Origin of the sequence: Sphingomonas profundi, assembly GCF_009739515.1 — a bacterium.
Classification (GTDB): domain Bacteria; phylum Pseudomonadota; class Alphaproteobacteria; order Sphingomonadales; family Sphingomonadaceae; genus Alterirhizorhabdus; species Alterirhizorhabdus profundi.
Genome location: NZ_CP046535.1, coordinates 1,533,645 through 1,557,310, shown reverse-complemented (window position 1 = coordinate 1,557,310; position 23,666 = coordinate 1,533,645). Strand labels below are relative to the sequence as shown.

The 23,666-nt window shown below is 71.6% G+C and carries 24 protein-coding genes and 1 tRNA gene; 6 read left to right on the top strand and 19 right to left on the bottom strand.

The genetic code is table 11. The features are described from left to right. Window positions 1-11 precede the first annotated feature (11 nt). The 3 genes from GNT64_RS07180 to GNT64_RS07170 are packed head-to-tail and all read left to right on the top strand — an operon-like array spanning window position 12 to window position 3,445. Window positions 12-986, top strand: a complete 975-nt coding sequence (locus GNT64_RS07180; protein WP_422396624.1) for a tyrosine-type recombinase/integrase — start codon at window positions 12-14, stop codon at window positions 984-986. Window positions 987-997: 11 nt separating this feature from the next. After that, window positions 998-1,939 (top strand): acetyl-CoA carboxylase carboxyltransferase subunit alpha, encoded by a 942-nt coding sequence (locus GNT64_RS07175; RefSeq protein WP_156678893.1) that lies wholly within the window; start codon window positions 998-1,000, stop codon window positions 1,937-1,939. A gap of 60 nt (window positions 1,940-1,999) precedes the next feature. Further along, entirely contained in the window at window positions 2,000-3,445 is a 1,446-nt protein-coding gene (locus GNT64_RS07170; protein WP_156678891.1) for a M48 family metalloprotease, read from the top strand. Here GNT64_RS07170 and GNT64_RS07165 read toward each other — a convergent pair. From GNT64_RS07165 to GNT64_RS07135, 7 genes are all read right to left on the bottom strand, one after another. Then, entirely contained in the window at window positions 3,378-4,172 is a 795-nt protein-coding gene (locus tag GNT64_RS07165) for a response regulator transcription factor (RefSeq protein ID WP_156678889.1), read from the bottom strand. The two genes, GNT64_RS07170 and GNT64_RS07165, sit on opposite strands and share 68 nt — an antisense overlap. Before the next feature lie 101 nt (window positions 4,173-4,273). Beyond that, window positions 4,274-4,347, bottom strand: a tRNA-Gly gene (locus GNT64_RS07160). Between the two features lie 63 nt (window positions 4,348-4,410). Next, window positions 4,411-5,589: a vWA domain-containing protein gene (locus GNT64_RS07155; RefSeq protein WP_156678887.1), complete on the bottom strand. Its 1,179-nt coding sequence runs from the start codon at window positions 5,587-5,589 to the stop codon at window positions 4,411-4,413. Between the two features lie 59 nt (window positions 5,590-5,648). Next, entirely contained in the window at window positions 5,649-6,740 is a 1,092-nt protein-coding gene (locus tag GNT64_RS07150; protein ID WP_156678885.1) for a hypothetical protein, read from the bottom strand. A 136-nt stretch (window positions 6,741-6,876) separates the two neighbouring features. After that, window positions 6,877-7,407 (bottom strand): hypothetical protein, encoded by a 531-nt coding sequence (locus GNT64_RS07145; protein WP_156678883.1) that lies wholly within the window; start codon window positions 7,405-7,407, stop codon window positions 6,877-6,879. Window positions 7,408-7,409: 2 nt separating this feature from the next. Then, a complete protein-coding gene (locus GNT64_RS07140) occupies window positions 7,410-8,255 on the bottom strand; it encodes an AAA family ATPase (protein ID WP_156678882.1) in 846 nt (281 codons plus the stop codon). An 87-nt stretch (window positions 8,256-8,342) separates the two neighbouring features. Beyond that, window positions 8,343-9,011, bottom strand: a complete 669-nt coding sequence (locus GNT64_RS07135; protein ID WP_156678881.1) for a DUF6975 family protein — start codon at window positions 9,009-9,011, stop codon at window positions 8,343-8,345. A 255-nt stretch (window positions 9,012-9,266) separates the two neighbouring features. Between GNT64_RS07135 and GNT64_RS07130 the strand changes: the two genes are divergently transcribed. Then, window positions 9,267-10,259, top strand: a complete 993-nt coding sequence (locus GNT64_RS07130; RefSeq protein ID WP_156678880.1) for an NADP-dependent oxidoreductase — start codon at window positions 9,267-9,269, stop codon at window positions 10,257-10,259. 23 nt (window positions 10,260-10,282) lie between these two features. Here GNT64_RS07130 and GNT64_RS07125 read toward each other — a convergent pair whose 3' ends face one another. From GNT64_RS07125 to hisB, 12 genes are all read right to left on the bottom strand, one after another. Continuing rightward, complete coding sequence (locus GNT64_RS07125; RefSeq protein WP_156678879.1) at window positions 10,283-13,810, bottom strand: error-prone DNA polymerase; 3,528 nt, start codon at window positions 13,808-13,810, stop codon at window positions 10,283-10,285. Window positions 13,811-13,823: 13 nt separating this feature from the next. Continuing rightward, window positions 13,824-14,180 carry a type II toxin-antitoxin system VapC family toxin gene (locus tag GNT64_RS07120; RefSeq protein WP_156678877.1) on the bottom strand — a complete coding sequence of 119 codons (357 nt, stop codon included), beginning with the start codon at window positions 14,178-14,180 and terminating at the stop codon, window positions 13,824-13,826. Between the two features lie 104 nt (window positions 14,181-14,284). After that, window positions 14,285-14,374 (bottom strand): type II toxin-antitoxin system VapB family antitoxin, encoded by a 90-nt coding sequence (locus tag GNT64_RS21825; protein WP_231639349.1) that lies wholly within the window; start codon window positions 14,372-14,374, stop codon window positions 14,285-14,287. Between the two features lie 57 nt (window positions 14,375-14,431). Further along, window positions 14,432-16,465, bottom strand: coding sequence for a DUF6504 family protein (locus GNT64_RS07110; RefSeq protein ID WP_156678875.1), 2,034 nt, complete (start codon window positions 16,463-16,465; stop codon window positions 14,432-14,434). Then, the gene (locus tag GNT64_RS07105; protein WP_231639347.1) at window positions 16,386-17,168 is read right to left on the bottom strand and encodes an ImuA family protein; all 783 of its coding nucleotides are present in this window, start codon (window positions 17,166-17,168) and stop codon (window positions 16,386-16,388) included. Before GNT64_RS07105 ends, GNT64_RS07110 begins: the two co-directional genes overlap by 80 nt. Window positions 17,169-17,322: 154 nt before the next feature. Continuing rightward, window positions 17,323-18,924, bottom strand: coding sequence for an amino acid permease (locus tag GNT64_RS07100; RefSeq protein ID WP_156678874.1), 1,602 nt, complete (start codon window positions 18,922-18,924; stop codon window positions 17,323-17,325). A gap of 135 nt (window positions 18,925-19,059) precedes the next feature. Beyond that, entirely contained in the window at window positions 19,060-19,437 is a 378-nt protein-coding gene (locus GNT64_RS07095) for an HIT domain-containing protein (RefSeq protein ID WP_156678872.1), read from the bottom strand. Window positions 19,438-19,467: 30 nt separating this feature from the next. Beyond that, window positions 19,468-19,785: a phosphoribosyl-ATP diphosphatase gene (locus tag GNT64_RS07090; protein ID WP_156678871.1), complete on the bottom strand. Its 318-nt coding sequence runs from the start codon at window positions 19,783-19,785 to the stop codon at window positions 19,468-19,470. 31 nt (window positions 19,786-19,816) lie between these two features. Further along, complete coding sequence (gene hisF / locus GNT64_RS07085; protein WP_156678870.1) at window positions 19,817-20,620, bottom strand: imidazole glycerol phosphate synthase subunit HisF; 804 nt, start codon at window positions 20,618-20,620, stop codon at window positions 19,817-19,819. 265 nt (window positions 20,621-20,885) lie between these two features. Beyond that, window positions 20,886-21,620, bottom strand: a complete 735-nt coding sequence (hisA, locus tag GNT64_RS07080) for a 1-(5-phosphoribosyl)-5-[(5-phosphoribosylamino)methylideneamino]imidazole-4-carboxamide isomerase (protein ID WP_156678869.1) — start codon at window positions 21,618-21,620, stop codon at window positions 20,886-20,888. A gap of 25 nt (window positions 21,621-21,645) precedes the next feature. Then, the gene (gene hisH, locus GNT64_RS07075) at window positions 21,646-22,266 is read right to left on the bottom strand and encodes an imidazole glycerol phosphate synthase subunit HisH (RefSeq protein WP_156678868.1); all 621 of its coding nucleotides are present in this window, start codon (window positions 22,264-22,266) and stop codon (window positions 21,646-21,648) included. Then, window positions 22,259-22,858, bottom strand: coding sequence for an imidazoleglycerol-phosphate dehydratase HisB (hisB, locus tag GNT64_RS07070; protein ID WP_156678867.1), 600 nt, complete (start codon window positions 22,856-22,858; stop codon window positions 22,259-22,261). Before hisB ends, hisH begins: the two co-directional genes overlap by 8 nt. Window positions 22,859-22,933: 75 nt before the next feature. Here hisB and GNT64_RS07065 point away from each other — a divergent pair, with 75 nt between their 5' ends. Next, on the top strand, window positions 22,934-23,413 hold the full coding sequence (locus GNT64_RS07065) for an SspB family protein (RefSeq protein WP_156678866.1): 480 nt from the start codon (window positions 22,934-22,936) through the stop codon (window positions 23,411-23,413). Window positions 23,414-23,428: 15 nt separating this feature from the next. Next, window positions 23,429-23,608: a hypothetical protein gene (locus GNT64_RS07060; protein WP_156678864.1), complete on the top strand. Its 180-nt coding sequence runs from the start codon at window positions 23,429-23,431 to the stop codon at window positions 23,606-23,608. Window positions 23,609-23,666 lie beyond the last annotated feature (58 nt).

The window sequence follows — 23,666 nt, the reverse complement described above, 5'->3', positions numbered from 1 at the left end:
ATGTGGGCGGCGTGAGCGATGCGGTCGACGACGCGGCGCTGATCGACCGCTTCCTGGAGATGATGGCGGCCGAGGCCGGCGCCGCGCGCAACACGCTGGCAGCCTACGGATCGGATCTGCGCGGCGCCTCCGCACTGCTCGGCGGGCGGCTGGCCGGGGCGGACGACACCGCGCTCGCCACCCTCGGCGCGGCGTGGCTGCCGCTGGCGCGGGCCACGGTGGCGCGCAAATCCGCGGCGGTGCGGCGCTTCCTTGCCTTTCTGGCGGAGGAGGGGATGCGGGCGGACGATCCCTCCGCCGCTTTGCCGCGTCCGGGTGCCGCGCGGGCGCTGCCCAGGACGCTGGACCATGGCGACATCGCCGGGCTGTTCGCCGCCCTCGCCGATCGGCCGGACGGGGCCGCCACTGCGCGGCTGCGGGCGCTGATCGAGCTTCTCTACGGATCCGGCTTGCGCGCGACCGAGCTCGTCTCCCTGCCCCGGCGGGCGCTGCGCGGCGACGATCCGTTCATCATCCTGCGCGGCAAGGGCGGGCGGGAGCGGCTGGTGCCGATCTCCGATCGCGCCCGCGCCGCCGTGCGCGCGTGGGAGGTGTTCGTGCCGGGCGGGGCCGCCTGGCTGTTCCCGTCCGGCGCGAAGCATCTCAGCCGGGTGCGCCTCTACCAGCTCGTGCGGGAACTGGCCGCGGACGCCGGGATCGCGCCGGAGCGGATCAGCCCGCACGTGCTGCGCCACGCCTTCGCCACCCACCTGCTGGAAGGCGGGGCGGACCTGCGGGCGCTGCAGATGCTGTTGGGCCACGCCGATATCGCGACCACCCAGATCTACACACATGTCGACAGCCGCCGGCTGGTGGAGCTGGTGAACAGCCGCCACCCGCTGGCCGATGCCGCCGCCGGGCCGGACGTGATTCCGCTCGACGCTGGCGCTGTCGAGGCCGGCCCTCTCGACGCCGGCCACGTTGACGCGCCCGCCCGCGCACCGTAACCGCCGCTGCCATGGTCGCCTTCCTCGATTTCGAAAAGCCCATCGCCGAGCTCGAGGGCCGCATCGCCGAACTGCGCGAGACGGCCGACGCCGGCGCGATCGACATCGCGGCCGAGATCGCCAAGCTGGAGGGCAAATCGCAGAAGCTGCTGCGCGATACCTACGCCAGACTGGCCGCGTGGCAGAAGACGCAGGTGGCGCGACATCCGGAACGGCCGCACCTGAAGGACTATCTCGCCGGCTTCGTCACAGATTTCGTGCCGCTCTCCGGCGACCGCGCCTTTGCCGACGACAAGGCGATCGTCGGCGGCTTGGGGCGGATCGACGGGCGGCGCGCGATGGTGATCGGCCACGAGAAGGGCGACGATACCGCCAGCCGGCTGCGCCACAATTTCGGCATGGCCAAGCCCGAGGGCTATCGCAAGGCGATCCGCCTGATGCAGCTGGCCGACCGCTTCGGCCTGCCGGTGGTGAGCCTGGTCGACACGTCCGGCGCCTTTCCCGGCATCCAGGCCGAGGAGCGCGGGCAGGCGGAGGCGATCGCGCGATCGACCGAGGCATGCCTGGCGCTGGGCGTGCCGCTGGTGACGGCGGTGGTGGGGGAGGGCGGATCGGGCGGCGCGGTGGCGCTGGCGGCGGCCAACCGCGTGCTGATGTTCGAACATGCGGTCTATTCGGTGATCTCGCCGGAGGGCTGCGCCTCCATCCTGTGGCGCACCGGCGACAAGGCGCCGGAGGCGGCCGAGGCGATGAAGATCACCGCGCAGGATCTGAAGCGGCTGGGTGTGATCGACCGCATCGTGCCGGAGCCGCTGGGCGGCGCCCATCGCGATCGCGCGGCCGCGATCACGTCGCTGGGTGCGGCGATCGGCGAGGAGTTGACCGCGCTGGCCGGCCAGCCGCGCGAGGCGCTGCGCGAGACCCGGCGGGACAAGTTCCTCGCCATCGGCTGACGCGGCGTGAATGGAACCGGGCGCGATCGGGCCGGTTCCGGCAGATGTTCGGAGGGGACGATGAAGCGGATACTGGCTTGGGGCGCGGCGGCGGCGCTGATCGGCTATGCGGCGATGGGCAGCGCGGACGGCATCACCCAGTCCGCCCGCAGCATCTCGGCCGGCGACAAGGCGGCGGGTGCCAAGGCGCATCCGGAGCTGCTGAAGGAATATGGCGGTCCATATGCCGGCGCGCAGGCCGGCTATGTGGCGGCGGTGGGCAAGAAGATCTCGTTGCAGTCCGGCCTGTCGAACTCGCAGGCCGATTTCACCGTGACCCTGCTGAACTCGCCGGTGAACAACGCCTTCGCCATTCCCGGCGGCTATGTGTACGTCACCCGCCAGCTGCTGGCCCTGATGAACGACGAGGCGGAGCTGGCATCGGTGCTGGGGCATGAGGTGGGGCATGTCGCCGCCCGCCACGCCAGCAAGCGCAACACCACCTCGACCATAGGCAACGTGCTGGCCGGCCTGCTGGGCGCGGTGACGGGCAGTTCGGCCCTGGGCCAGCTGGCGGGCTCCGGCGCGCAGCTCGTCACCTTGCGCTTCTCGCGGCAGCAGGAATATCAGGCGGACGACCTGGGCATCCGCTACCTGGCCGGCGCCGGCTACGATCCCTATGCCGCCGCCGACATGCTGACGGCGCTGAACGCGCAGACCAACCTGGACGCGCAGATCAAGGGCGGCGACGATGCGCGCGGCGTGCCGAGCTGGATGAGCACGCACCCGAACGGTGCCGACCGCGTCGCCCGCGCGCGGGAGCAGGCGACGCGCACCGGCCTTGCCATCGGCGACAGGCCGCGCAACGCCGACGCGTTCGTCGCCCGGCTGGACGGGCTGCTGTACGACGACGATCCGGCGCAGGGCATCATCGAAGGCAATCGCTTCGCCCATCCGCAGCTGAAGATCGCCTTCACCGCGCCGCAGGGCTTCCGCATGAGCAATTCGGCCACCGCAGTGACGATCGCCGGCACCGGCGGGCAGGCACAGTTCGGCGGCGGCGCGAAGGGCACGGGGCTGGACGCCTATGTCGATGGCGTGTTCCGCGGCATCGGTGGATCGGGCACGCCGGGCACGCTCACCCGCACGAAGGTGAACGGGCTAGACGCCGCTTATGCCACCACCCGCGCAACCAGCGGATCGCAGGCGGTGGACGTGACCGTGTTCGCCTACGATCTCGGCGGCAGCGCCTATCACTTCCTGCTGCTGACGCCCACCGGACGCGGCATCGGCCCGTTCGCGCCGATGGTGCAGAGCTTCGGCCGGCTCAGCGACGCGCAGGCCGCCGCCATCCGCCCGCGCCGCATAGACGTGGTGACGGTGCAGCCCGGCGACACGGTGACGAGCCTGGCCGCCCGCATGGCCTATGCCGATCACCGCATCGAGCGGTTCCGCACGATCAACGGGCTAGCGGCAGATGAACCTGTGCGGGCCGGGCGGAAGGTGAAGCTGATCGTCGCGGGGTGAAGCGCGGGCTTGCCTCCGCCTCGTCCGCCGCGACCTGATCGAGCCGGTAGCCGCGGCCGTAGAGCGCCACCAGGCGAAAGCCGCGATCCGGCCGCAGCTCCAGCTTGGCGCGCAGGCGCGAGACGTGGACGTCCAGCGTGCGGGTGAGCGGCGCGATCTCGTCGCCCCAGATCGTGGCCAGGATGTGATCGCGATCGAGCGGCCGGCCGATGTTGCGGCAGAGCATCAGCGCCAGCGCATATTCCTTGGCGGTCAGCAGGGTTGGCCGGCCGTCGACGAACACCTTCAGCCCTTCCGGCTGGAAGCGGAGATGGCCGAGCGCCGCCTCGATCCGCGGCCCGCACGGCGACGCGCGCCGCATCGCCGCATTGACATGAGCGATCAGCAGCGCCGGCGCGACCGGCCGGGCGAGGCAGGCGTCGGCGCCATCGTCCAGCGCCGCGACGATCGCCTCCGGCCGCTCGGCGCGGACGAGGCCGATGACCGGCAGCGCGAAGCCCAGCCGCGCGCGGACGCCGGCCATCAGCTCCCGCGCGGGGATGTCCGGCAGATCGCGCCCGACGATCAGCAGATCGAACCGCGCCTCGTCGATCTCGCGCAGCGCCGATGCCCCGTCGGCGAAGCGGCGGCACGCATGCCCCGCCCGCCGCAGCGCCCCCATCAGCGTGGCGGCGACCGCCGGATCATGTTCGACAAGGGCGATGCGACCGGCGGAGCGATTTTCCATGCTCCGGTGCTAGCAGCGCGCCACCGTGCCAGAAATGGACAGACCAGTCCGTTACGGAACGAGCCTGACCCGAAGCGGATGCAAGGCGCCGGCTATGGGGATGGAGCGGGTGAAGGGAATCGAACCCTCGTCGTAAGCTTGGGAAGCTTCTGCTCTACCATTGAGCTACACCCGCGTGAGGCCGGAGATACGCGGTTTTCCGGAGGGGTCAAGCGGCTGTTCGGCGGCGCCCTTTGCGTCATCCCTTGCGGCTGAGGCCGCGCATCGCATCGTCCAGGCCGGTGAGGGTCAGCGGGTACATGCGGTCGTTCATCAGCTCGCGCATCATCCGGGTCGATTGGGAATAGCCCCAGTGCGCCTCCGGCGTCGGGTTCAGCCAGGCGGCGGCGGGGTAGGTGGTGGTCAGCCGCTGCATCCAGGCAGCACCCGCCTCCTCGTTGAAATGCTCCACGGAGCCGCCGGGCTGGGCGATCTCGTACGGGCTCATCGAGGCGTCGCCCACCAGCACCAGCTTCCAGTCGTGGCCATATTTGTGCAGGATGTCCCACGTCGGCGTGCGCTCGGTGAAGCGGCGCTTGTTGTCCTTCCACACGCCCTCGTACACGCAATTGTGGAAGTAGAAGAATTCTAGGTTCTTGAACTCGCTGTTGGCGGCGGAGAACAGTTCCTCGCACAGCTTGATGTGCGGGTCCATCGATCCGCCGATGTCGAGGAACAGCAGCAGCTTTACCGCATTGTGGCGTTCCGGACGCATCGCCAGATCGAGCCACCCCTTGCGCGCGGTGCCATCGATCGTCGCGTCGATGTCCAATTCCTGCGTCGCGCCCTCGCGGGCGAAGCGGCGCAGGCGGCGGAGCGCCACCTTGATGTTGCGGGTGCCGAGCTCGCGATTGCTGTCGAGATTCTGGAACTCGCGCTTCTCCCACACCTTCACCGCGCGCTTGTGGACGCTCTCCCCGCCGATCCGCACGCCTTCCGGATTGTAGCCGCTATTGCCGAAGGGCGAGGTGCCGCCGGTGCCGATCCACTTGCTGCCGCCCTGATGGCGGCCCTTCTGCTCCTCCAGCCGCTGCTTCAGCGTCTCCATGATCTCGTCCCACGAGCCGAGCGCCTTGATCTTCTCCATCTCCTCGGCGCTCAGATATTTCTGCGCGACGGCCTTCAGCCACTCCTCCGGGATCTCGGCCTCGTCCGTGCCGGCGGCGCCCTCCAGCCCCTTGAAGATCTTGGCGAACACCCGGTCGAAGCGATCGATCAGCCCCTCGTCCTTCACGTAGGTGGCGCGGGCGAGATAGTAGAACTCCTCCGGCCGCCTCGCGATAACCTCCCGATCGAGCGCCTCCAGCAGCACGAGATGCTCCTTGAGGCTGGCGTTGATGCCGGCGGCGCGCAGCTCGTCGAGGAAGGTCAGGAACATGGATCGGTCCGTCAGCCAGGGAAGTGCCTGATAACGCGCGTGCGGCGCCTTGTCAGGCGTTACCGCGCGGGCAGGCCCATGGCGGCGGGATCGAGGGTGAGCTTCGGGCCCTTGCGGTCGTAGGCGACGGTGCCGATCGGCGTGCCCGACCAGGCCGTGTCGCCATCCTTCATCGCGATCAGCTGGTCGGCGCTGGGCGGGCGATCAAACGGTCCGTACAGCGTGGCGCCGCCTACGCCGTGGCTGATCACGATTGGGCGGGCGCCGCTCTCCGCAACCACCTGCACGAGATTGCCGGCATCGCCGAGCAGCATGAAGGCCGGCGTCGCGGCGCCGGCAGCGGGCCGCAGCACGAGGACGAGCGCGCGAGAGGAGGCGTCGCGCCGCATGACGCAGAGGTCCGCCGAAGGCGAAGCCACGGCCGCCGCCGGATTGCCGAGCGTGGCGGTGCCGACGAGCGCCGCCGCCATGGCATCCGGGCCGCCGGGCAGGCGGGTTGCGCCGGCTGCGTAGGTCTCGTCCGGACATTCGGTGAGGCGGTAGGCGGGCGCGGCGCGGGGCTGCGCCGCCTTGCCGAAGACGAGGGCGTCGAGGATGCCGCGTCCGGCCGCGTCCACCTCGTCCTTGCGACCTTCCGGGCCGCTAACGCGCAGCTTGACTAGCCAGTCGCCGGCCTGGAGGAAGGCGGCGAAGCTGGCCTTCAGCCCCAGGCTGACATTGGCCGACATCTCGAACGTGGCATCGTCCACCATCGTGCGGTAGGCGACGCCGGGTACGCCGCCGGCGGGCAGGATGGCGTCCGGCAGACGCTTCATCTCCTTGCCGAAGCGCATCTTCAGCACCTCGCCCGTCGCGGTGGCGGCCAGCCGCGCGTCCGGGAATGTCGGCCGGTAGAGATAGAGTGTGGCGAAGACCTCGCCATCCGGCGTCTGGTATTTCGCGACGACATCCTCGCCGCCCGGGCGAAAGCTGTTGAGCTGGAACAGGTTCAGCCCCGCCGCCGCGCGGGGCACGCCGATATCGACGAGGCGCGGACGCGGCGGCTTGCTGGCCTTGTCTATCCAGGCCTGGCCGTCGAGCACCGCATAATCGGCCGCGCGCGCGGGCTGCTGGAGGGTGACGGCAAGCAGCAGCAGGCACAGCAGGCGCATATGATCCTCCCTTTTGTCCACGGCCTCGCCGGGCCGCCGCCTCGGCAGTGTGGCGAAGCGGGAGGGTGGTGCAAGCCCGATCCGCGCCGCAGGGGAGGGAGCGCCTTGTCGCCGGGCCTCGAAGCGGCTCGTCGCGTCAGGCGATCGCCGCCCCCGGCAGCCGCGTGCGCAGGTAGGCGTGGCACTGGTTGATGCAGCGGCGGCCGAGCAGTTCGTAGCCGGCGGCGGCGCCGCCGCCGAGCGCCGCCGGGATCACCCATGCCCGCCTGGCGACGGTGCCGAGCAGGCCGCGCCCGGCCGCGACGCGGCGCAGCAGCCGGCCGGCGAAGGAGCGGCCGGCCACGCGCGCGATCGGGTTGGCGCCGAAGCGGGCGGCGAGGCCGGCGATCGCCTCCGCGCCGATCGCCGGAGGGGCGTAGGCGGCGATCAGGTCCGTCATGCTCGTGAGCAGACGCGGGGCGATCTCGGCGCGCTGCGCGGGGGTGAGGCGGAAGATGCGCTGGATGTCGTCGACGAGATCGGCCAGCGCATCGTGGCCGAAGCCGAACGGCACCGCCGCGCGGCCCGCCGCCTTCAGCGCGCGGCGGTGGACGAGGCCGCGCGCCTGCGCGCGCGCCGCGTCCAGCTCGGCCAAGGTGGCGATCGGCGGGGGCGCGGGGGGCGCCACGCTCAGCCGCCCTGGCGGCGCGACATGAAGGCCAGCCGCTCGAACAGCATCACGTCCTGCTCGTTCTTCAGCAGCGCCCCGTGAAGCGGCGGGATCGCCTTGCGCGCATCCCTGGACTGCAGCACCTCCAGCGGCATGTCCTCCGCCAGCAGCAGCTTAAGCCAGTCGAGCAGTTCGCTGGTCGAGGGCTTCTTCTTCAGGCCGGGCACGTCGCGCACCTCGTAGAAGATGTCCATCGCGCGGGCGACGAGCGTCTTCTGGATGCCGGGAAAATGCACGTCGACGATCGCCTGCATCGTCTCGCGATCGGGGAACTTGATGTAGTGGAAGAAGCAGCGGCGCAGGAAGGCGTCCGGCAGTTCCTTCTCGTTGTTCGAGGTGATGACGACGATCGGCCGCTCCTGCGCGGCCACCGTCTCGCCCGTCTCGTAGACGTCGAAGGCCATGCGATCGAGCTCCTGGAGCAGATCGTTCGGGAACTCGATGTCGGCCTTGTCGATCTCGTCGATCAGCAGCACGGGCAAAACGGGGCTGGTGAACGCCTCCCACAATTTGCCGCGGCGAATGTAGTTGGCGATATCGTGCACGCGCGGATCGCCGAGCTGCCCGTCGCGCAGGCGGGCGACGGCATCATATTCGTAGAGGCCCTGATGCGCCTTGGTGGTGGATTTCACGTGCCACTGGATCAGCGGCGCGTTCGCCGCCTTCGCCACCTCGTGCGCCAGCACCGTCTTGCCGGTGCCGGGCTCCCCCTTCACCAGCAGCGGGCGGCGCAGGGTGACGGCGGCGTTCACCGCCACCTTCAGATCGTCCGTCGCGACATAGTCCCGCGTGCCTTCGAAGCGCACTCGCCATTCCTTTCGATCGCGTCGGTCGCGACCGGGATAGGAAAGCGGGCGCGGCCACGCAAGGCCGGGCGATCGTTGCGGCAGGCGCTATTGTTCGAGGCGGGCCTGGCGGCGGGCGTCGAGCAGATCCCACAGCGCGCGGTGCTGGCGCATGATCTGCTCCGCGCCGAACAGCATCGCCCGCTCGGCCGCCGGCGTGGTGGCGAAGGTGGCGGCGAGCGCGCGCGTCTCCTCCACGCCCGGCAGCGCCAGCGGCGGCGGCTCCATGCCGAAGCGGATGGCGGCGATGTCCAGCACCTCGCGCAGCGCCCGCCAGTCGAGCACCAGCGCCATTGCGGCACCCAGCGCGCAGCCGCTGCGCTCCGATCGGGCGAGCACCTCCGCGGCGTGGCGCTGGGCGAGAACGGTGGCTTCCGACGTGGCGTGGCCCGGCGTGCTCGGCTGCGGCCCGGCGGCCACGGCCAGGCGGGTGATGTAGCCGCGTTCCCGCCCGAAGCCCGACACGGCGGTTTCCAGCCAGGCGCGCGCGGCGGGCGGCACATATTGCGCGGCGGCGAGATCGACCACGCCCGGCGCGCGGCCGTGGATCAGGCAGAGATAATGGGCGGCGTCGGCGAAGTTGCGCGCCGTCTCGTTGCCCGGAAGATAGGGCCGGGCGGTCAGCGCCCCGCGCCCGGCGCTGCTGTCGCTCCGCACGAGCGCCATCAGCCGGGCGGCCACGTCTGTATCGTCTCTCTCGATCGGCCGCGAAGCCATCGTCTGTCTCCCCGAACGCCGGGAGCGATCCCGATCCACACTCCGACGACGGCTAAGGTGAAATGCCTAACAGCTGGTTCACACCCGCCACCGGCGGAAGATCTTCAACCGGAACGGATCATATCGCCGAGAAGATAAGGGCCGGTTAAAGGCGGGGAGGCGGGGCCGGATCGCGGGGGTGGCGGTAGCGTTTCTGATAGTTGCCCCGCCGGCACGCCGGCCAGCATGTCGCGCGCATCCACGAAAGGCGAGACGATGAAGGCCTGGCAACTCGACGACTATCCCGCCGGCAACGATTTCGCCGCGGCGATCCACCTGGTCGATGCGCCGACGCCCAGCGCCGCCGAGGGCGAGGTGGTGATCGCCAACGAACTGCTCTCGCTGGATGCCGGCACGCGCATGTGGATGACGCCGCGCACCGACAGCTATCAGCCGCCGATCCCGCTCGGCAGCGTGGTGCCGGGCCTCGTGCTGGGCCGGGTGCTCGAATCGCGGGCAGAGGGCTTCGCGGCCGGCGATCTCGTCCGCGCCTTCGGCCAGTGGGCGGAGATATCGGTGGTGCGGCCCGAACTCTCCGGACTGGTCGTGCTCGACGACGGCGTGGCGGATCCGCGCCAGCATCTCGGCGTGCTGGGCATGAACGGCTGGACGGCGCTGGTCGGCATCGCCGAGGTGGGGCGGACGCGGCCGGGCGAGACGGTGCTGGTCTCGGCCGCGGCGGGCGCCACGGGCATCCTGGCCGCGCAGATCGCCCGCATCCTGGGCGCGCGCGTGATCGGCATCGCCGGCGGCCCGCGCAAATGCGCCTTCCTGACGGATGAGCTCGGCCTGGACGCGGCGGTCGATCATCGCGGCGCGGACGTGGAGGGCGCGATCGCGGCGGCGGCGCCGAACGGCGTGGACGTCTATTTCGACAATGTCGGCGGCCCGCTGCTGGATGCGGTGCTGCCCAACATGGCCCATTACGGGCGCATCGCGCTCTGCGGCCTCGTCGCCGGCTATGCCGAGGCGCAGCCCGGGCCACGCCGGTTCGACCAGATCCTCGCGCGCCGCCTGCAGATCACCGGCTTCTTCTCGCCCGACTTCATGGATCGCGGGCCGGAGCTGACCGATCGGCTGCGCGGCTGGCTGGACGATGGCCGGCTGACGATGCCGTTCGACGAGACGGCCGGGCTGGCGAACGTGCTGGGCGCGTATGCGAAGCTGTTCACCGGCGGCAATGTGGGCAAGGTGATCGTCCGGCTCTGAACCGCGGGAGACGCGCGGGCGCGTCAGTGGAAGTCGCGCGTCTTCACGCGGATCGCGTCTTCCGGGTCGCAGCCGTCGGCGAAGGCGCGGTGATAGCTGTCGTAGATCTTCGGCGCCCAGGTCCGCTCGCGATCCGTGGGGCGATGGTCCTTGTAGCCGGGATCGCCGCGATCGGGTGAGCCGCCGTGGGTGGCGCCGTCGCCCGGGCCGGGGCGGTGCGGGAAGTCCATCTCGCCGACTGTGCGCAGCAGCGGCGTGTAATCGACGATATGGTCGGCGATCACGTGGATCACCAGCCCCTCGCGCTGCACGCGGCCGCGTATGCCGATCATCGCCGAGGCCAGCACGGTGCGGCGCTGTGCCTCGAACCGATCCGGCCAGAGGATGCCGTTGGCGATGCCGGTCTCGTCCTCGATCGTGATGAACAGCACCCCCTTGGCGGAGCCCGGCTTCTGCCGCACCAGGATGATGCCGGCGACCTCGACGTGGCGGCCGTCGCGGATCGTCTCCAGCGCCCGGGCCGTCACCACGCCGCGCCGGGCGAGGTCGGCGCGCAGGAAGGCGAGCGGGTGGGCGCGCAGCGAGAGCTGGACGGCGCGATAATCCTCGACCACCTCGCGTCCCTCGGTCATCTGGCGCAGCGCCACCGCGGGCTCGTTCGCGGCCTCGCGCGCGTCGGCGGCGGCGAACAGCGGCAGCGGCGCCGCGGCCAGGCCGCGCACCCGCCAGAGCGCGTCGCGGCGCGACAGGCCGTCCCGTCCCGCCGGTGGAGGGTGGGGGGATGACGGCTGGCGGGACGGGCCGCTAGTGATCCGCCCGAACGCATCGGCATCGGCCAGCTTCTCTATCGCGGCCGGCGCCACCCCGCTCCTGAACCAGAGGTCTTCCGGCGAGGCGAACGGCGTGCCGCCGCGCGCCGCGACGATCTTCGCCCCATCCACGTTGGAGAGGCCGCGCACCATGCGCAGCCCCAGCCGCACGGCGAACCGCTCCTCCCCGGCACGGGCAGGGGGGCCATCGGCGGGACATGGGCGGCGGGTGACGGCACGCGGTGTCGTTCCATCCGGCCGCAGCCCCCCTCCACCGGCTGTGCCGGTCCCCCTGCCCGTGCCGGGGAGGAACGGTTCGTCGAGGCTCTCCAGCGTGCAGTCCCACCGGCTGGCGTTCACGTCCACCGGCCGCACCTCCACGCCGTGGTCGCGCGCATCGCGGACGATCTGGGCGGGGGCGTAGAAGCCCATCGGCTGGGCGTTGAGCAGGGCGGCGCAGAAGATGTCCGGATGGTGGCACTTCATCCACGACGAGGCGTAGGCGATCTTGGCGAAGCTGGCGGCGTGGCTCTCCGGAAAGCCGTAGCTGCCGAAACCCTCGATCTGCTTGAACGTGCGCTCGGCGAAATCGCGCTCATAGCCGTTGCGGATCATGCCGCCGATCATCTTGTCGGCAAATTCGCCGACGCCGCCGGTGAACTTGAACGTCGCCATCGATCGGCGCAGCTGATCCGCCTCGGCCGGGGTGAAGCCGGCGCCGACGATCGCCACCTTCATCGCCTGTTCCTGGAACAGCGGCACGCCGTAGGTCTTCTTCAGCACCGCTTCCAGCTCCGGCTTCGGATATTCGGCCTTTTCCTTGCCCTCCCGCCGGCGCAGATAGGGGTGGACCATGTCGCCCTGGATCGGCCCCGGCCGCACGATCGCCACCTGGATGACGAGATCGTAGAACTTCCTGGGCTTCAGCCGCGGCAGCATGCTCATCTGCGCGCGGCTCTCGATCTGGAAGGTGCCGAGCGTGTCGGCCCGCTGGATCATCTCGAACGTCCTGGGGCAGTCCGTCTGCATCTCGGCCGAGGCGAGATCGAGGCGCAGGCCCTTGTGCGCCGCCAGCAGATCGAAGGCGCGGCGCATGCAGCCGAGCATGCCGAGGCCGAGGATATCGACCTTCATGAAGCCCAGTTCCTCGATATCCTCCTTCTCCCACTCGATCACGCGGCGATCGGCCATGGCGGCGGGCTCGATCGGCACGAGATCGTCGAGCCGCTCGCGCGTCAGCACGAAGCCGCCCGGATGCTGCGAGAGGTGGCGCGGCGTGCCGATCAGCTGGCGGGCGAGATCGAGCGTGAGGGCGAGGCGCGGATCGGCGGCGTTGAGGTTCAGCTGCGCGACGTGCCTGTCTCCCACGCCCTCGGTGGACCAGCCCCACACCTGGCCGGCGAGCGCGCCGGTCATGTCCTCCGGCAGGCCCAGCGCCTTGCCCACCTCGCGCACCGATCCGCGCGCGCGGAAGCGGCTGACGACGGCGGTCAGCGCGGCGTGGCGGTGGCCGTAGGTCTCGTAGATCCACTGGATCACCTCCTCGCGCCGCTCATGCTCGAAATCTACGTCGATGTCGGGCGGCTCCTTGCGCTCGCCGGAAATGAACCGCTCGAACAGCAGCTCGTGCCGCACCGGATCGATCGAGGTGATGCCGAGCACGAAGCAGATCATCGAATTGGCCGCGGAGCCGCGCCCCTGGCACAGGATGCCCTGGCTGCGGGCGAACTGGACGATCGAGTTGACGGTGAGGAAATAGGGCGCGTAGCCGAGCCGGGCGACCAGTTGCAGCTCATGTTCCAGCAGCCCGGCATAGCGCGACGGCGCATCGGGGAACTTCAGCGCCAGCGCATCGCGGGTCAGCTGCTCCAGCGCGGCCTGCGGCGTGCGACCGCTCATCACCAGCTCGTCGGGATAGCGATAGTCCAGCTCGGTCAGCGCGAAGGTGCAGCGCTCGACGATGGCCTCCGTGGCGGCGATCGCATCCGGGTGGAGGGCGAAGCGGCGGGCCATCTCGTCCGGCCCCTTCAGGTGGCGGTCGGCGTGGCGCTCGCGGCGGAAGCCGAGATCGTCGATCGTGCACCCGTGGCGGATGGCGGTGACGACGTCCTGCAGCATCCGCCGGTCCGGCGTGTGGTGGAGCACGTCGCCGGTGGCGAGCGGGCGCACGCCGAACCGGCGCGCCATGCCGGCGAGCTCGTGCAGCCGCAGCGCATCGCCGGGGCGGCGGCGGTGGGTGAGGCAGAGATGGGCGGCATCGCCGAAGATGTCGGCCAGCTGGGCCAGCGCGATCTCCGTCCCGCGGTCCGCCAGATCGGGCACCAGCGCGGCGACGAGGCCGCCGGCATGGGCCGCGACATCCTCCCAGTGCAGGAAGCAGCGGCCCTTCTCGCCCTTCTGCGCATTGGCGCGGCCCTTGCCGATCGTGAGCAGGCGGGTGAGGTGGCGCCAACCGGCGCGATCCTGCGGCCAGACCAGCAGCGACGATGCGCTCCGGCAGTCGCCCGGCGGGTGGCTCTCCGGGCAGGCGCAGGCGAGATCGAGCCGGCAGCCGGCCACCATCCGCATCCCCGTCGCCCGCGCCGCCACCATGCCGCGCACCAGCCCCGCCACCGAATTGCGATCGACCAGCCCGAGCGCCGGCAGGCCGAGCAGCGCGGCGGCGGCGAACAGCTCGTCGCACGAAGAGACGCCGCGCAGGAAGCTGAAGTGCGTCGTCACCTGGAGTTCGGAATAGGCCATGGCAGGTGCAGGCTCAGTCGGCCGGAGGGGCGATGCCGAGCCATCGAGCGGCGGCATGCAGCCGCCTGTCGCTGGTCCACAGCGAGGCCCCCGGCGTGAGCCGGACCGAGGCGAGCAGGTGCGCATCGACATAGCCGATGCCAAGGCCGTGCAGCGGCGCGGCTTCGATCAACACCTGCACCTCGCCCTCGCCGGCCTGCACCGCGCGCGGCAGCGCGTGGAGATCGGCCAGCGTCTCGCGGCGGCGGCGCAGGCTGCCGAGCGCGATCTCGCCGATCACGATCACCTGCCGCCGCCTCAGCCGGGCGGCGGGCAGCGGATCGCCGGCGCGCAGATGATCGATCCAGATCGACGTGTCGGCCAGGATCATAAGACGGCGGAACGGCGCCGCGGCGGTGCCGCGAGATCGGGTTCGCTGCCGCCGAGCAGGGCCAGCCTGCGCGCGGCCTCGCGTTCGATCAGCGCCTTCAGCGCCTAGCGGACGATGGCCGACTTCTCGCGCAGCCCGGTATAGTCCGCCGCCAGCGCAAGCTGATCGTCGTCGAGCACGATCGTGGTCCGCATGATGTACCTCCTCGCAAGGCACGGAATATAGCATCGTCTGGTGCGCCGATCGGTGCCTCACCCGAACACGCCGTGCAGGTGCCAGCTGAGGTCGCCGGTGCGGGGATCGAGGCCGTCGCCGCGGCGGAACAGCCAGAAGCGGGCGCCGGCCTCGTCCTCCACCTGATAATAATCGCGCACCGCGTCCGCCTCGCCGCTGCGGCGCCACCACTCGCCGTGGATCCGCTCCGGCCCGTCGCCGCGGGTGACGAGATACGGCCGGCCGCGCCAGACGAAGCGGCGGGGCGGGTGATCGGGTATCTCGAAGATCACATGATCCACCTGCTCGGGCGGGGACAGCAGCCGCGCCGGGCGCGGCCAGCGGCGCGGCCACTCCGCCACCTCGGCGAGCGGCGGGGCGGGGCGGACGCCGCGCTCCGGCACGTCGCTCTCCACCGCGCCCACGCGGTAGAGGTTGCGCGCGCCGATACGGCCGGCCAGCCGATCGATCAGCGGCGCGAGATCGGGCGCGGGCGGATCGCCGCCCCAGCCGTGCGGCCCGCCGGCCGCGCCGAGGCCGCCGTCGATCGCCTCCGCCGCCAGCGGCTCGGACCGGGTGGCGACCAGGCGGATGCCCTCGATGCCGAAGCCGGGCTCGATCGTCTCGATCCGCATCGCCAGCAGCCGCAGCAGGTGGCCGCCGTCGCGCGTCGCCCGGGCGGTGCCGCAGCGGACACGCTGCTCGGCCCCATCCACCCGCAGGCAGGCGAGCAGCAGCGCCCGCGCGCCCAGGCCGCGCAGGCCGAGCTCGCGCACCAGCATCGTCATCGCATCGGCCAAGGCGGTGGCGATCGCCTCGGCGGTGGCGATCGGCTCGACGAAGCGCAGCGTGGCGGATGGCGGCTGGAACGGCGCGATCGCCTCGATCGGCTCGCCTTGCCGGCCGATCGCTTGATCGATCCGGGCGATCAGGCTGGTGCCGAAGCGCCGGCCGATCGGCCCGCGCGGGCTGGCCAAGAGATCGCCGACCGTCTCGATGCCCAGCCGGCGGGCGGCGTCGATCTGGTTCTGCTCCAGCCGCAGCGCGGCCGGCGGCAGCTGGGCGATCGCCGCCGCCTCGCCGCCGCTCGGGCAGATCGCCAGCGGCTCGCGTCCGTAGCGGGCGAGCGCGTGGGCGGCGCCCGCCGTGCCGGCCACGGCGATGCGCGCGGTGAAGCCGGCACGCGCGCAGGTGCGCAGCATCCGCGCGGCCACCGCCCGCTCGCCGCCGAACAGGTGGGAGACGCCGGTCAGATCCAGCCACAGCCCGTCCAGCCCGGCCGACACGGCGGCCGTCGGCGTCCAGCGGCGGGCGGCGAACAGGGCCAGCCGCTCCAGGATCGCCGAGTCGGCCGCCGGCGCCGCATCGCGCACGTCCAGCCCCGGCACCAGCGCGCGCGCCTGCGTCAGCGGCATGCCGGGCAGCAGGCCGAGCGCGCGGGCGGCGGGGCAGGCGGCGGCCACGACTATGCGCGGGCCGACCGGATGGGCGGTGACGAGCGGCGCCGTTCCGGATGCTTCGCCGAGGGGAACGGGCAGCTGGCCGCCGCCGGCGCCCCCATCGTCCGGCCGCATCGCCCTGAAAGGCTGGATCGCAAACGGCTGGCTGGCCAGCGACGGACCCTTGAACGATCCGTGGTGGATCGGCTTGCCGCCGGCGGGCCCGCTGCGAAAAGCCCCGTTCTTGAAGGGGTTCTCCGCCGCCTCGCTGCGGCGGCCGAGCTCGCGCACCGGCGGGCGCTGGTGCAGCGGCAGCCGCTCGATCTCGCACTGGGTGGCGGCGCGCTGGGCGGCCTTGCGGCGGCGGAAGGCCGCCCACGCGGCCTCCGGCGACGAGTCCTCCTCCGCATCCCGCGCCCATCGCGCGCCCGGCCGCCAGCCGCCGCGCGGCGCCGAGCAGGCGGTGGCATCATCCTGCGGATCGGCGACGGGCGGTTCTTCGCGGATGCGGGCGGGCGGATGCGGAGCGGACGGCCGGATCGCATCCGCCGTCTCAGGCCGCGCGGCGGCGTCGGCGCGGCGCAGGCGATCGGTCGCGAGATTCGGTAGGTAGAGCGAGGCGACCCTCGGCATCGCATCCTCCCAGGATACAGGAAAAAGGCTCGCCGCCACGCTGGCGGACGAGATCGACATGCCAGCGCGGCCGCCCCACGCCCGGCACCGGCAACGGCTCGGACGGGGCGCAGGCGATGCGCCAGCGGGTGGTGGCGGCGGAGGGCTCGGTCAGCGGATCGGCGTCGGCGGCAGACGATCGGGGCCGCCAGCGGCGCAGCAGCAGGGCGATGGTGCCGCCCTCCTCGGCGGCGAGCTGGAGGCGACGGGTGGCCGTCATGCCGATGCGGCCGACCTCGCCGATCACGGCGCACAGGCCGCCGTGGCGCAGGCCTTCCTCCATCACCGCCAATATGTCCGGATCGCGGCCCGCCTCGGCGTGGATCAGCCGGTTGGGGCCGAGCCCGGCCTGGGCCAGGCCGGGCGCGAACAGATCGCGCCGGCCGAACGCCCAGAGCATGTTCGCCCGCGCGCCGCCGGCGCGGGCGGCGATGCCGGCCACGAACAGGGTAGCGGCGGCATCGTCGGCGATGGCGCAGGTGGCGCCGGCAATCTCGTGCAGCCCGCCGGTCGCGAGGCCGCCATCGGCCAGCCGCGCGTCCAGCGTCTCCAGCCCGAACGGCAGCACCGCCCGCGCGGCGCCGGAGGCGGTGGCGCCGATGGCGCGCACCTCCTCCCGCAGGGCGGAGAGGCGTTCGGCGCGGGCGGACGGATACGCGGACATGATGGACTCGACGACTCTTGTGTTCCCTTTATGTTCCCAGCATGGGCGTGCCGCGTCAAGCGGAACGGAAGAGGCGCCGTGCCATATCCTGCCAGCAGGCGGGAATGGCACGCGCCTCACGGCGACTGCGGTGGAAGGCCTGCGCGGCGACGTTCTATCCCGCCGTGCCGGGCATCGGCGGCTCCACCCCGGACACCTTGCCCTCGGGCACGTCGTCCAGCCCGCGGCCGACATGGCTGCGGCTGCGGCTGTAGCCGAAATAGACGAGCAGGCCGATGCCGCCCCACACCGGCAGCACCAGGATGGCGAGCAGCGGCAGCGAGAAATAGAGCGCCACGCAGCCGACGATCGCCAGCGGCGCGATGATCCACACCGCCGGCGTGCGGAACGGGCGGACGCGGCCCGGATCGGTCCGCCGCAGCACCATCACCGATATCGCCACCATCAGGAAGGCGAACAGGGTGCCCGAGTTCGAATAGTCCGCCAGTCGGCCCACCGGCAGCACGGCCGCCGCCAGCGTGGCGCCGGCGCCCGTCACCAAGGTGACGACGTGCGGCGTGCGGTAGCGCGGGTGCACGCTGGCCAGCTTCTCCGGCAGCAGGCCGTCACGCGCCATGGTGAAGAAGACGCGGGTCTGGCCGAACATCATCATCAGCACCACAGAGGGCAGCGCCAGCACGGCGGCGAGACCGACGAGGCGGCCGATCTTCTCCCACCCGATCGTGTCGAGCACGTGGACCAGCGCCTCCTTGGAGCAGACGAGCGGCTCCTCCAGCCCGCCGCGCACGATGGCGGCGCAGCGCCCGGCCATCTCGGCCGATCCCGGCGCCAGCACGCCGCCGTCCGCGCCGACCACCGGCTGCGCGCCGATCGCGCCGATCGCGCCGGAGGCGACGAGCAGGTAGAACAGGGTGCAGATGAACAGGCTGCCGATCAGGCCGATCGGCACGTTGCGCTGCGGGTTCTTGGTCTCCTCGGCCGCGGTTGAAACGGCATCGAAGCCCACATAGGCGAAGAAGATCGAGGCGGCGGCGCCGAACATGCCGGAGGCGCCGGTGGGCGAGAAGGGCGTGAAATTCTCCGCGTTCAGCACCGGCAGGGTCAGCGCCACGAACAGGGTGAGGGCGGTGATCTTGATCGCCACCAGCACCGCGTTCACCCGCGCGCTCTCGGTCGTGCCCACGATCAGGAGCCACGTGACCAGCACCGAGATGACGACGGCCGGCAGGTTGAAATAACCGCCCGTCTCGATCGCGGCCTGCAGATCGGCCGAGGGCGCGGCGCCGAAGGCGAGCTGCACATGCGCCATCAGCGCATCGCCGTTGCTGAGCAGATGGGGAAAGCCGATCCCCAGCCCGCGCAGCAGGCCGACGGCGTGGTTGGACCAGCCGACCGCGACGGCGCTGGCGCCCACCGCATATTCCAGGATCAGCGCCCAGCCGACCATCCAGGCGAGCAGCTCGCCCACCACGGCGTAGGTGTAGGTGTAGGCGGAGCCGGAGACCGGCACCATGGAGGCGAGCTCCGAATAGCAGAGCGCCGCCACCGCGCAGACGAAGCCGGCGATGACGAAGCTGACGAGCATGCCCGGCCCCGCCTTCTGCGCCGCTTCCGACGTCAGCACGAAGATGCCGGTGCCGATGACCGCGCCCACGCCGAGCATGGTCAGCTGGAACGCGCCGAGCGTGCGGTGCAGGCCCTTGCGCTGGGCGGTGAGGAGAATGGCGTCGAGTGATTTCACGCGACCGAATATCATGCGGTGTCCCCCGACAGGCGGGCTGGAACACGGCCCGCTTCAATCGGCCGAGCCTAATCGGATATGGGACGGGCGCAAGCCTGCGCGGTTAGCGGCAGCGCGGGAACGGACATCGGCCGGGGCCGCGTCCCGCCCTCAGCGCGGCAGCATCGCGCCCAGCTGCCGCCCGCCGAAGATGTGGACGTGCAGGTGCGGCACCTCCTGATGGCCGTGCCCGCCGATATTGGCGAGCAGGCGATAGCCGGGCTCCACCAGCCCCGCCTCGCGCGCGACATGGCCAACCGCGCGGACGAAGCCGGCGATCTCGGCATCGTCCGCCTTTGCGGCGAAGTCGTCCCACGAGACGTAGCGGCCCTTGGGAATCACCAGCAGGTGGGTCGGCGCCTGCGGGGCGATGTCGTGGAAGGCGAGGGCGAACGCGTCCTCATACACGCGGGTGGAGGGGATCTCGCCGCGCAGGATGCGGGCGAAGATGTTGGTGTCGTCATAGGGCAGGGTGGCGTCGATCGGCATGGCGGGCCTCCGGCGGTAGATGGAACGGGGTCAGGGCGTGCGGCCGGCCTTCTCGGCGATGCCCGATATGCCTTCGCGGCGATCGAGCTCGGCCATCACCGCGTCCAGCGGGATGCCCATCTCGGCCAGCAGCACGGCGAGGTGGAACAGCAGGTCGGCCGCCTCGCCGATCATTTCCCGTTTGTCGCCGCGCATGGCCGCGATCACCGTCTCCACCGCTTCCTCGCCCAGCTTCTGGGCGATCTTGGCGCGGCCCTTGCCGAACAGCCGGGCGACGTAGGAGTGTTCGGGATCGGCCCCGCGCCGGCGCGCGATCGTCGCTTCCAGGGTTCTCAGCGTCTCGGTCATGCCGGCGTTAGAGAGCGGCGGCGGCCACGGGTCAAGCGCCCGGGCCGTGCGCCATGGGGCTCGGCGCCGCGGCGGCGCCGCGCACGGGCAGGCCGGCCGCCGCCAGCGCGGCGCGCGCCTCCGCGATGCTGTGCTGGCCGAAGTGGAAGATCGATGCCGCCAGCACCGCGCTGGCCCCGCCCTCGCGGATGCCGGCCACCAGATCGCCGAGCGTACCGACGCCGCCGCTGGCGATCACCGGCACCGTGACCGCATCCGCGATGGCGCGGGTGAGGGCGAGATCGTAGCCGCCGCGCGTGCCGTCCCGATCCATCGAGGTGACGAGCAGCTCGCCCGCGCCCAGCGCGGCGAGGTGGCGGGCGTGGGCGACGGCATCGATGCCGGTCGGCTGGCGGCCGCCATGGGTGTATATCTCCCACCGGCCCGGCGCCGTGGCGCGCGCGTCGATCGCGCCAACGACGCACTGGCTGCCGAACCGTTCGGCCAGCTCGCCGGCCAGTTCCGGCCGGGCGACGGCGGCGGAGTTGATCGCCACCTTGTCGGCGCCCGCCAGCAGCAGCGCGCGGCCGTCCTCCACCGTCCGCACGCCGCCGCCGACGGTGAGCGGCATGAAGCAGACGGCGGCGGTCCGCGCGACGACGTCCAGGATGGTGCCGCGCCCCTCGTGGCTGGCGGTGATGTCGAGGAAGCAGAGCTCGTCCGCCTCCGCGGCATCATAGACGCGGGCCTGCTGCACCGGATCGCCGGCATCGGCGAGATCGACGAAGTTCACCCCCTTCACCACCCGCCCGCCGGCGACGTCGAGGCAGGGGATGATGCGGACCCGGACGGTCATCGCCGGTGTGCCCCGGCGCCCACGCACGAGATGGCGACCCTCGCCGGAACCCCGCCGTGTGTCGAGCGAAGTCGAGACACGCCCGACGGCACTCCATCTGTCGAGCGCAGTCGAGACACGCCTGCCGCCCAGGCGATGCGCCCGGCTGCGCCCGGCCGGCCCCTCGACTGCGCTTGGGGCAGCGGAGGAAGGGGGTGCACCGCCAACGCCCGGGCAGGCGTGCGCACCGAAAGCGCCTCGGGGAAGGGAGGTGGCGTGCGCACCGCTATCGCCCGCGCGCGATGCGGATCGCGTCGGCCAGATCGAGCCGGCCGTCGTACAGCGCGCGGCCGGTGATGACGCCCTCGATCCCCTCCGAATGGTGGCGCGCCAGCTTCAATATGTCGGCGAGGTCGGCCACCCCGCCGCTGGCGATCACCGGAATGGTCGTGCGGCGGGCCAGGCGCAGCGTCGCCTCCACGTTGCAGCCCTTCAGCATCCCGTCACGCCCGACGTCGGTGAACAGCAGGGCGGCGACGCCGGCATCGACGAATCGCGCGGCGAGATCGGCGACGGCGAGGTCGGACACCTCCGCCCAGCCATGCGTCGCGACGAAGCCGTCGCGCGCGTCCACGCCCACCACGATGCGGCCGGGCAGATCGCGCGCCGCCGCCTTCACCAGATCCGGATCCTCCAGCGCGGCGGTGCCGATGACGACCCGGTCGACGCCAAGCGCCAGCCAGCGATCGATGCCGGCGCGCGTCCGGATGCCGCCGCCCACCTGCACCTTGCCGGGAAAGGCGCGGACGATCGCCTCCACGGCGTCGCCATTCACCGACTGGCCGGCAAAGGCGCCGTCGAGATCGACGACGTGGAGGTGATCGGCGCCGGCCTGCGCGAAGGCCAGCGCCTGCGCCGCCGGATCGTCGCCGTAGACGGTGGCGCGATCCATGTCGCCCTCGGCCAGACGGACGATCTGGCCGCCCTTCAGATCGATGGCGGGAAAGACGATCAGGCTCATGCGGTGATTCTCACGCGAGGCCCGCTCACGGGCGCCAATCGAGGAAGCGGCGGAGGAAGGCGAGGCCGTAGGCCTGGCTCTTTTCCGGGTGGAACTGCACGCCGACCATATTGTCCCGCGCCACCGCCGCCGTCAGCGCGCCGCCATGGTCGCTGGTGGCGGCCAGATGCGCCGGATCGGCCGGATCGAACACGTAGCTGTGCAGGAAATAGGCCTCGCCCGGCACGATCAGCGGATGGGCGGCGGCGGCGACCACGTCGTTCCAGCCCATGTGCGGCACCTTAAGCGCGGCATCGGCCGGGGCGAGCAGGCGCACCGTGCCGCCGATCCAGCCGAGCCCGGCGTGGCGGCCATGCTCCTCGCCCGCATCCGCCATCAGCTGCATGCCGACGCACACGCCGAGGAACGGGCGGGCGCGCCCGCGCACCGCCTCCTCCAGCGCGGCGACCATGCCGGGCACGGCCGAGAGCGCGCCCATGCAGTTGGCGAAGGCGCCGACGCCGGGCAGCACGATGCGGTCCGCAGCCCGCACCGCCTGCGGATCGGCGGTGACGACGACACCCTCCGCGCCGGCCGCCCGCAGCGCATTCTCGACCGATCGAAGGTTGCCCGCCCCGTAATCGACGAGCGCGATCCGCTCAGGCATGGCCGCCCAGCGTCCCCTTGGTGGAGGGGATCGCATCGGCCTTGCGCGGGTCGATCTCGATCGCCGCGCGCAGCGCCCGCGCCGCCGCCTTGAAGCTGCTCTCGACGATATGGTGGTTGTTGCGGCCGTAGAGATTCTCGACGTGCAGCGTGATCCCCGCACCCTGCGCGAAAGAGTGGAACCAGTGCTCGAACAATTCGGTGTCGAAGTCGCCCAGCTTCGCCTGGCTGAACTGCACCCGCCACACGCAGAAGGGCCGGCCGGACACGTCGATCGCCGCGCGCGTCAGGCACTCGTCCATCGGCGCATAGGCGTGGCCGAAGCGCGCGATACCGCGCCGGTCGCCGAGCGCGCGGCCGAACGCCTCGCCCAGCGCGATGGCGGAATCCTCGGTCGTGTGATGCTGGTCGATATGCAGGTCGCCGCTCGCGGTGAGATGGATGTCGATCAGCGAGTGGCGGGAAAGCTGCTCCAGCATGTGATCGAGGAAGCCGATCCCGGTCGCGATGCTGTAGCTGCCCGAACCGTCGAGATTGATCTCCACGGCGATGTCGGTCTCGTTCGTCTTGCGGTGGAGCGAGGCGGTGCGCATGGTGGCGGCTATAGCGCGGCCCGCGACAGGCGCAACGCGCTTGACCGGCCCGAACGCAGCGTTCACCTAGCGGGCATGAGCGACACCGCGCCCGACAGCCTGATTCCCTATGACGAGATCGTGCAGGAGGCGTTGCGCGCCGTCGTCGGCCGGGTGCTGGGCGAGGTGGAGCGCAATGGCGGCCTGCCGGGCCAGCACCATTTCTACATCACCTTCAAGACGACGGCGGCCGGCGTGGACATCCCGCGCCACCTGATCGAGCGCTTTCCCGACGAGATGACGATCGTCATCCAGAACCGTTTCTGGGATCTGAAGGTGACGCCGGACGGGTTCGAGGTGGGGCTGAGCTTCAACCAGGTCGCCTCCAAGCTGATCGTGCCCTTCGCCGCGGTGACGGGCTTCGTCGATCCCGCGGTCAATTTCGCGCTGCAGTTCCAGGCGCAGGGCGAGGACGACGCGCCCGAATCCGGCAGCGCCGGCAACGACGCGCCGGTGGCCGAGCCGATCGAGGACGGCTCGAACGTCGTCTCGGTCGATTTCACGCGCAAGAAATAGGCCGCGCCGCCAGCCATGCCGGCCGGCAACCTGCCCCTGTTCCTCGGCACCGCGATGCTGGCGGTCTTCGCGCTTGCGGCCGGGGGCCTCTACCTGATCCGCCGCCGCGTGGCGGATCGGCGACGCGGGGTGCTGATGATCGTGGCGGCGCTGGTGCTGCTGGGCAACGTGCTGATCCTCGCGTGGCCGGCGTGAGCGGCGGGCCGCCTGTCCGGACGACGCCAGTCCCTGGATCGGGCTTTCGGCCGTCCGC

Bases quoted from the DNA above. Each gene is read 5' to 3' on its own strand.
- GNT64_RS07175 (WP_156678893.1), top strand. From the start codon at position 998: ATGGTCGCCTTCCTCGATTTCGAAAAGCCCATCGCCGAGCTCGAGGGC.
- GNT64_RS07170 (WP_156678891.1), top strand. From the start codon at position 2,000: ATGAAGCGGATACTGGCTTGGGGCGCGGCGGCGGCGCTGATCGGCTAT.
- GNT64_RS07165 (WP_156678889.1), bottom strand. From the start codon at position 4,172: ATGGAAAATCGCTCCGCCGGTCGCATCGCCCTTGTCGAACATGATCCG.
- GNT64_RS07155 (WP_156678887.1), bottom strand. From the start codon at position 5,589: ATGTTCCTGACCTTCCTCGACGAGCTGCGCGCCGCCGGCATCAACGCC.
- GNT64_RS07150 (WP_156678885.1), bottom strand. From the start codon at position 6,740: ATGCGCCTGCTGTGCCTGCTGCTGCTTGCCGTCACCCTCCAGCAGCCC.
- GNT64_RS07135 (WP_156678881.1), bottom strand. From the start codon at position 9,011: ATGGCTTCGCGGCCGATCGAGAGAGACGATACAGACGTGGCCGCCCGG.
- GNT64_RS07130 (WP_156678880.1), top strand. From the start codon at position 9,267: ATGAAGGCCTGGCAACTCGACGACTATCCCGCCGGCAACGATTTCGCC.
- GNT64_RS07125 (WP_156678879.1), bottom strand. From the start codon at position 13,810: ATGGCCTATTCCGAACTCCAGGTGACGACGCACTTCAGCTTCCTGCGC.
- GNT64_RS07120 (WP_156678877.1), bottom strand. From the start codon at position 14,180: ATGATCCTGGCCGACACGTCGATCTGGATCGATCATCTGCGCGCCGGC.
- GNT64_RS21825 (WP_231639349.1), bottom strand. From the start codon at position 14,374: ATGCGGACCACGATCGTGCTCGACGACGATCAGCTTGCGCTGGCGGCG.
- GNT64_RS07110 (WP_156678875.1), bottom strand. From the start codon at position 16,465: ATGCCGAGGGTCGCCTCGCTCTACCTACCGAATCTCGCGACCGATCGC.
- GNT64_RS07105 (WP_231639347.1), bottom strand. From the start codon at position 17,168: ATGTCCGCGTATCCGTCCGCCCGCGCCGAACGCCTCTCCGCCCTGCGG.
- GNT64_RS07100 (WP_156678874.1), bottom strand. From the start codon at position 18,924: ATGATATTCGGTCGCGTGAAATCACTCGACGCCATTCTCCTCACCGCC.
- GNT64_RS07095 (WP_156678872.1), bottom strand. From the start codon at position 19,437: ATGCCGATCGACGCCACCCTGCCCTATGACGACACCAACATCTTCGCC.
- GNT64_RS07090 (WP_156678871.1), bottom strand. From the start codon at position 19,785: ATGACCGAGACGCTGAGAACCCTGGAAGCGACGATCGCGCGCCGGCGC.
- hisF (WP_156678870.1), bottom strand. From the start codon at position 20,620: ATGACCGTCCGGGTCCGCATCATCCCCTGCCTCGACGTCGCCGGCGGG.
- hisA (WP_156678869.1), bottom strand. From the start codon at position 21,620: ATGAGCCTGATCGTCTTTCCCGCCATCGATCTGAAGGGCGGCCAGATC.
- hisH (WP_156678868.1), bottom strand. From the start codon at position 22,266: ATGCCTGAGCGGATCGCGCTCGTCGATTACGGGGCGGGCAACCTTCGA.
- hisB (WP_156678867.1), bottom strand. From the start codon at position 22,858: ATGCGCACCGCCTCGCTCCACCGCAAGACGAACGAGACCGACATCGCC.
- GNT64_RS07065 (WP_156678866.1), top strand. From the start codon at position 22,934: ATGAGCGACACCGCGCCCGACAGCCTGATTCCCTATGACGAGATCGTG.
- GNT64_RS07060 (WP_156678864.1), top strand. From the start codon at position 23,429: ATGCCGGCCGGCAACCTGCCCCTGTTCCTCGGCACCGCGATGCTGGCG.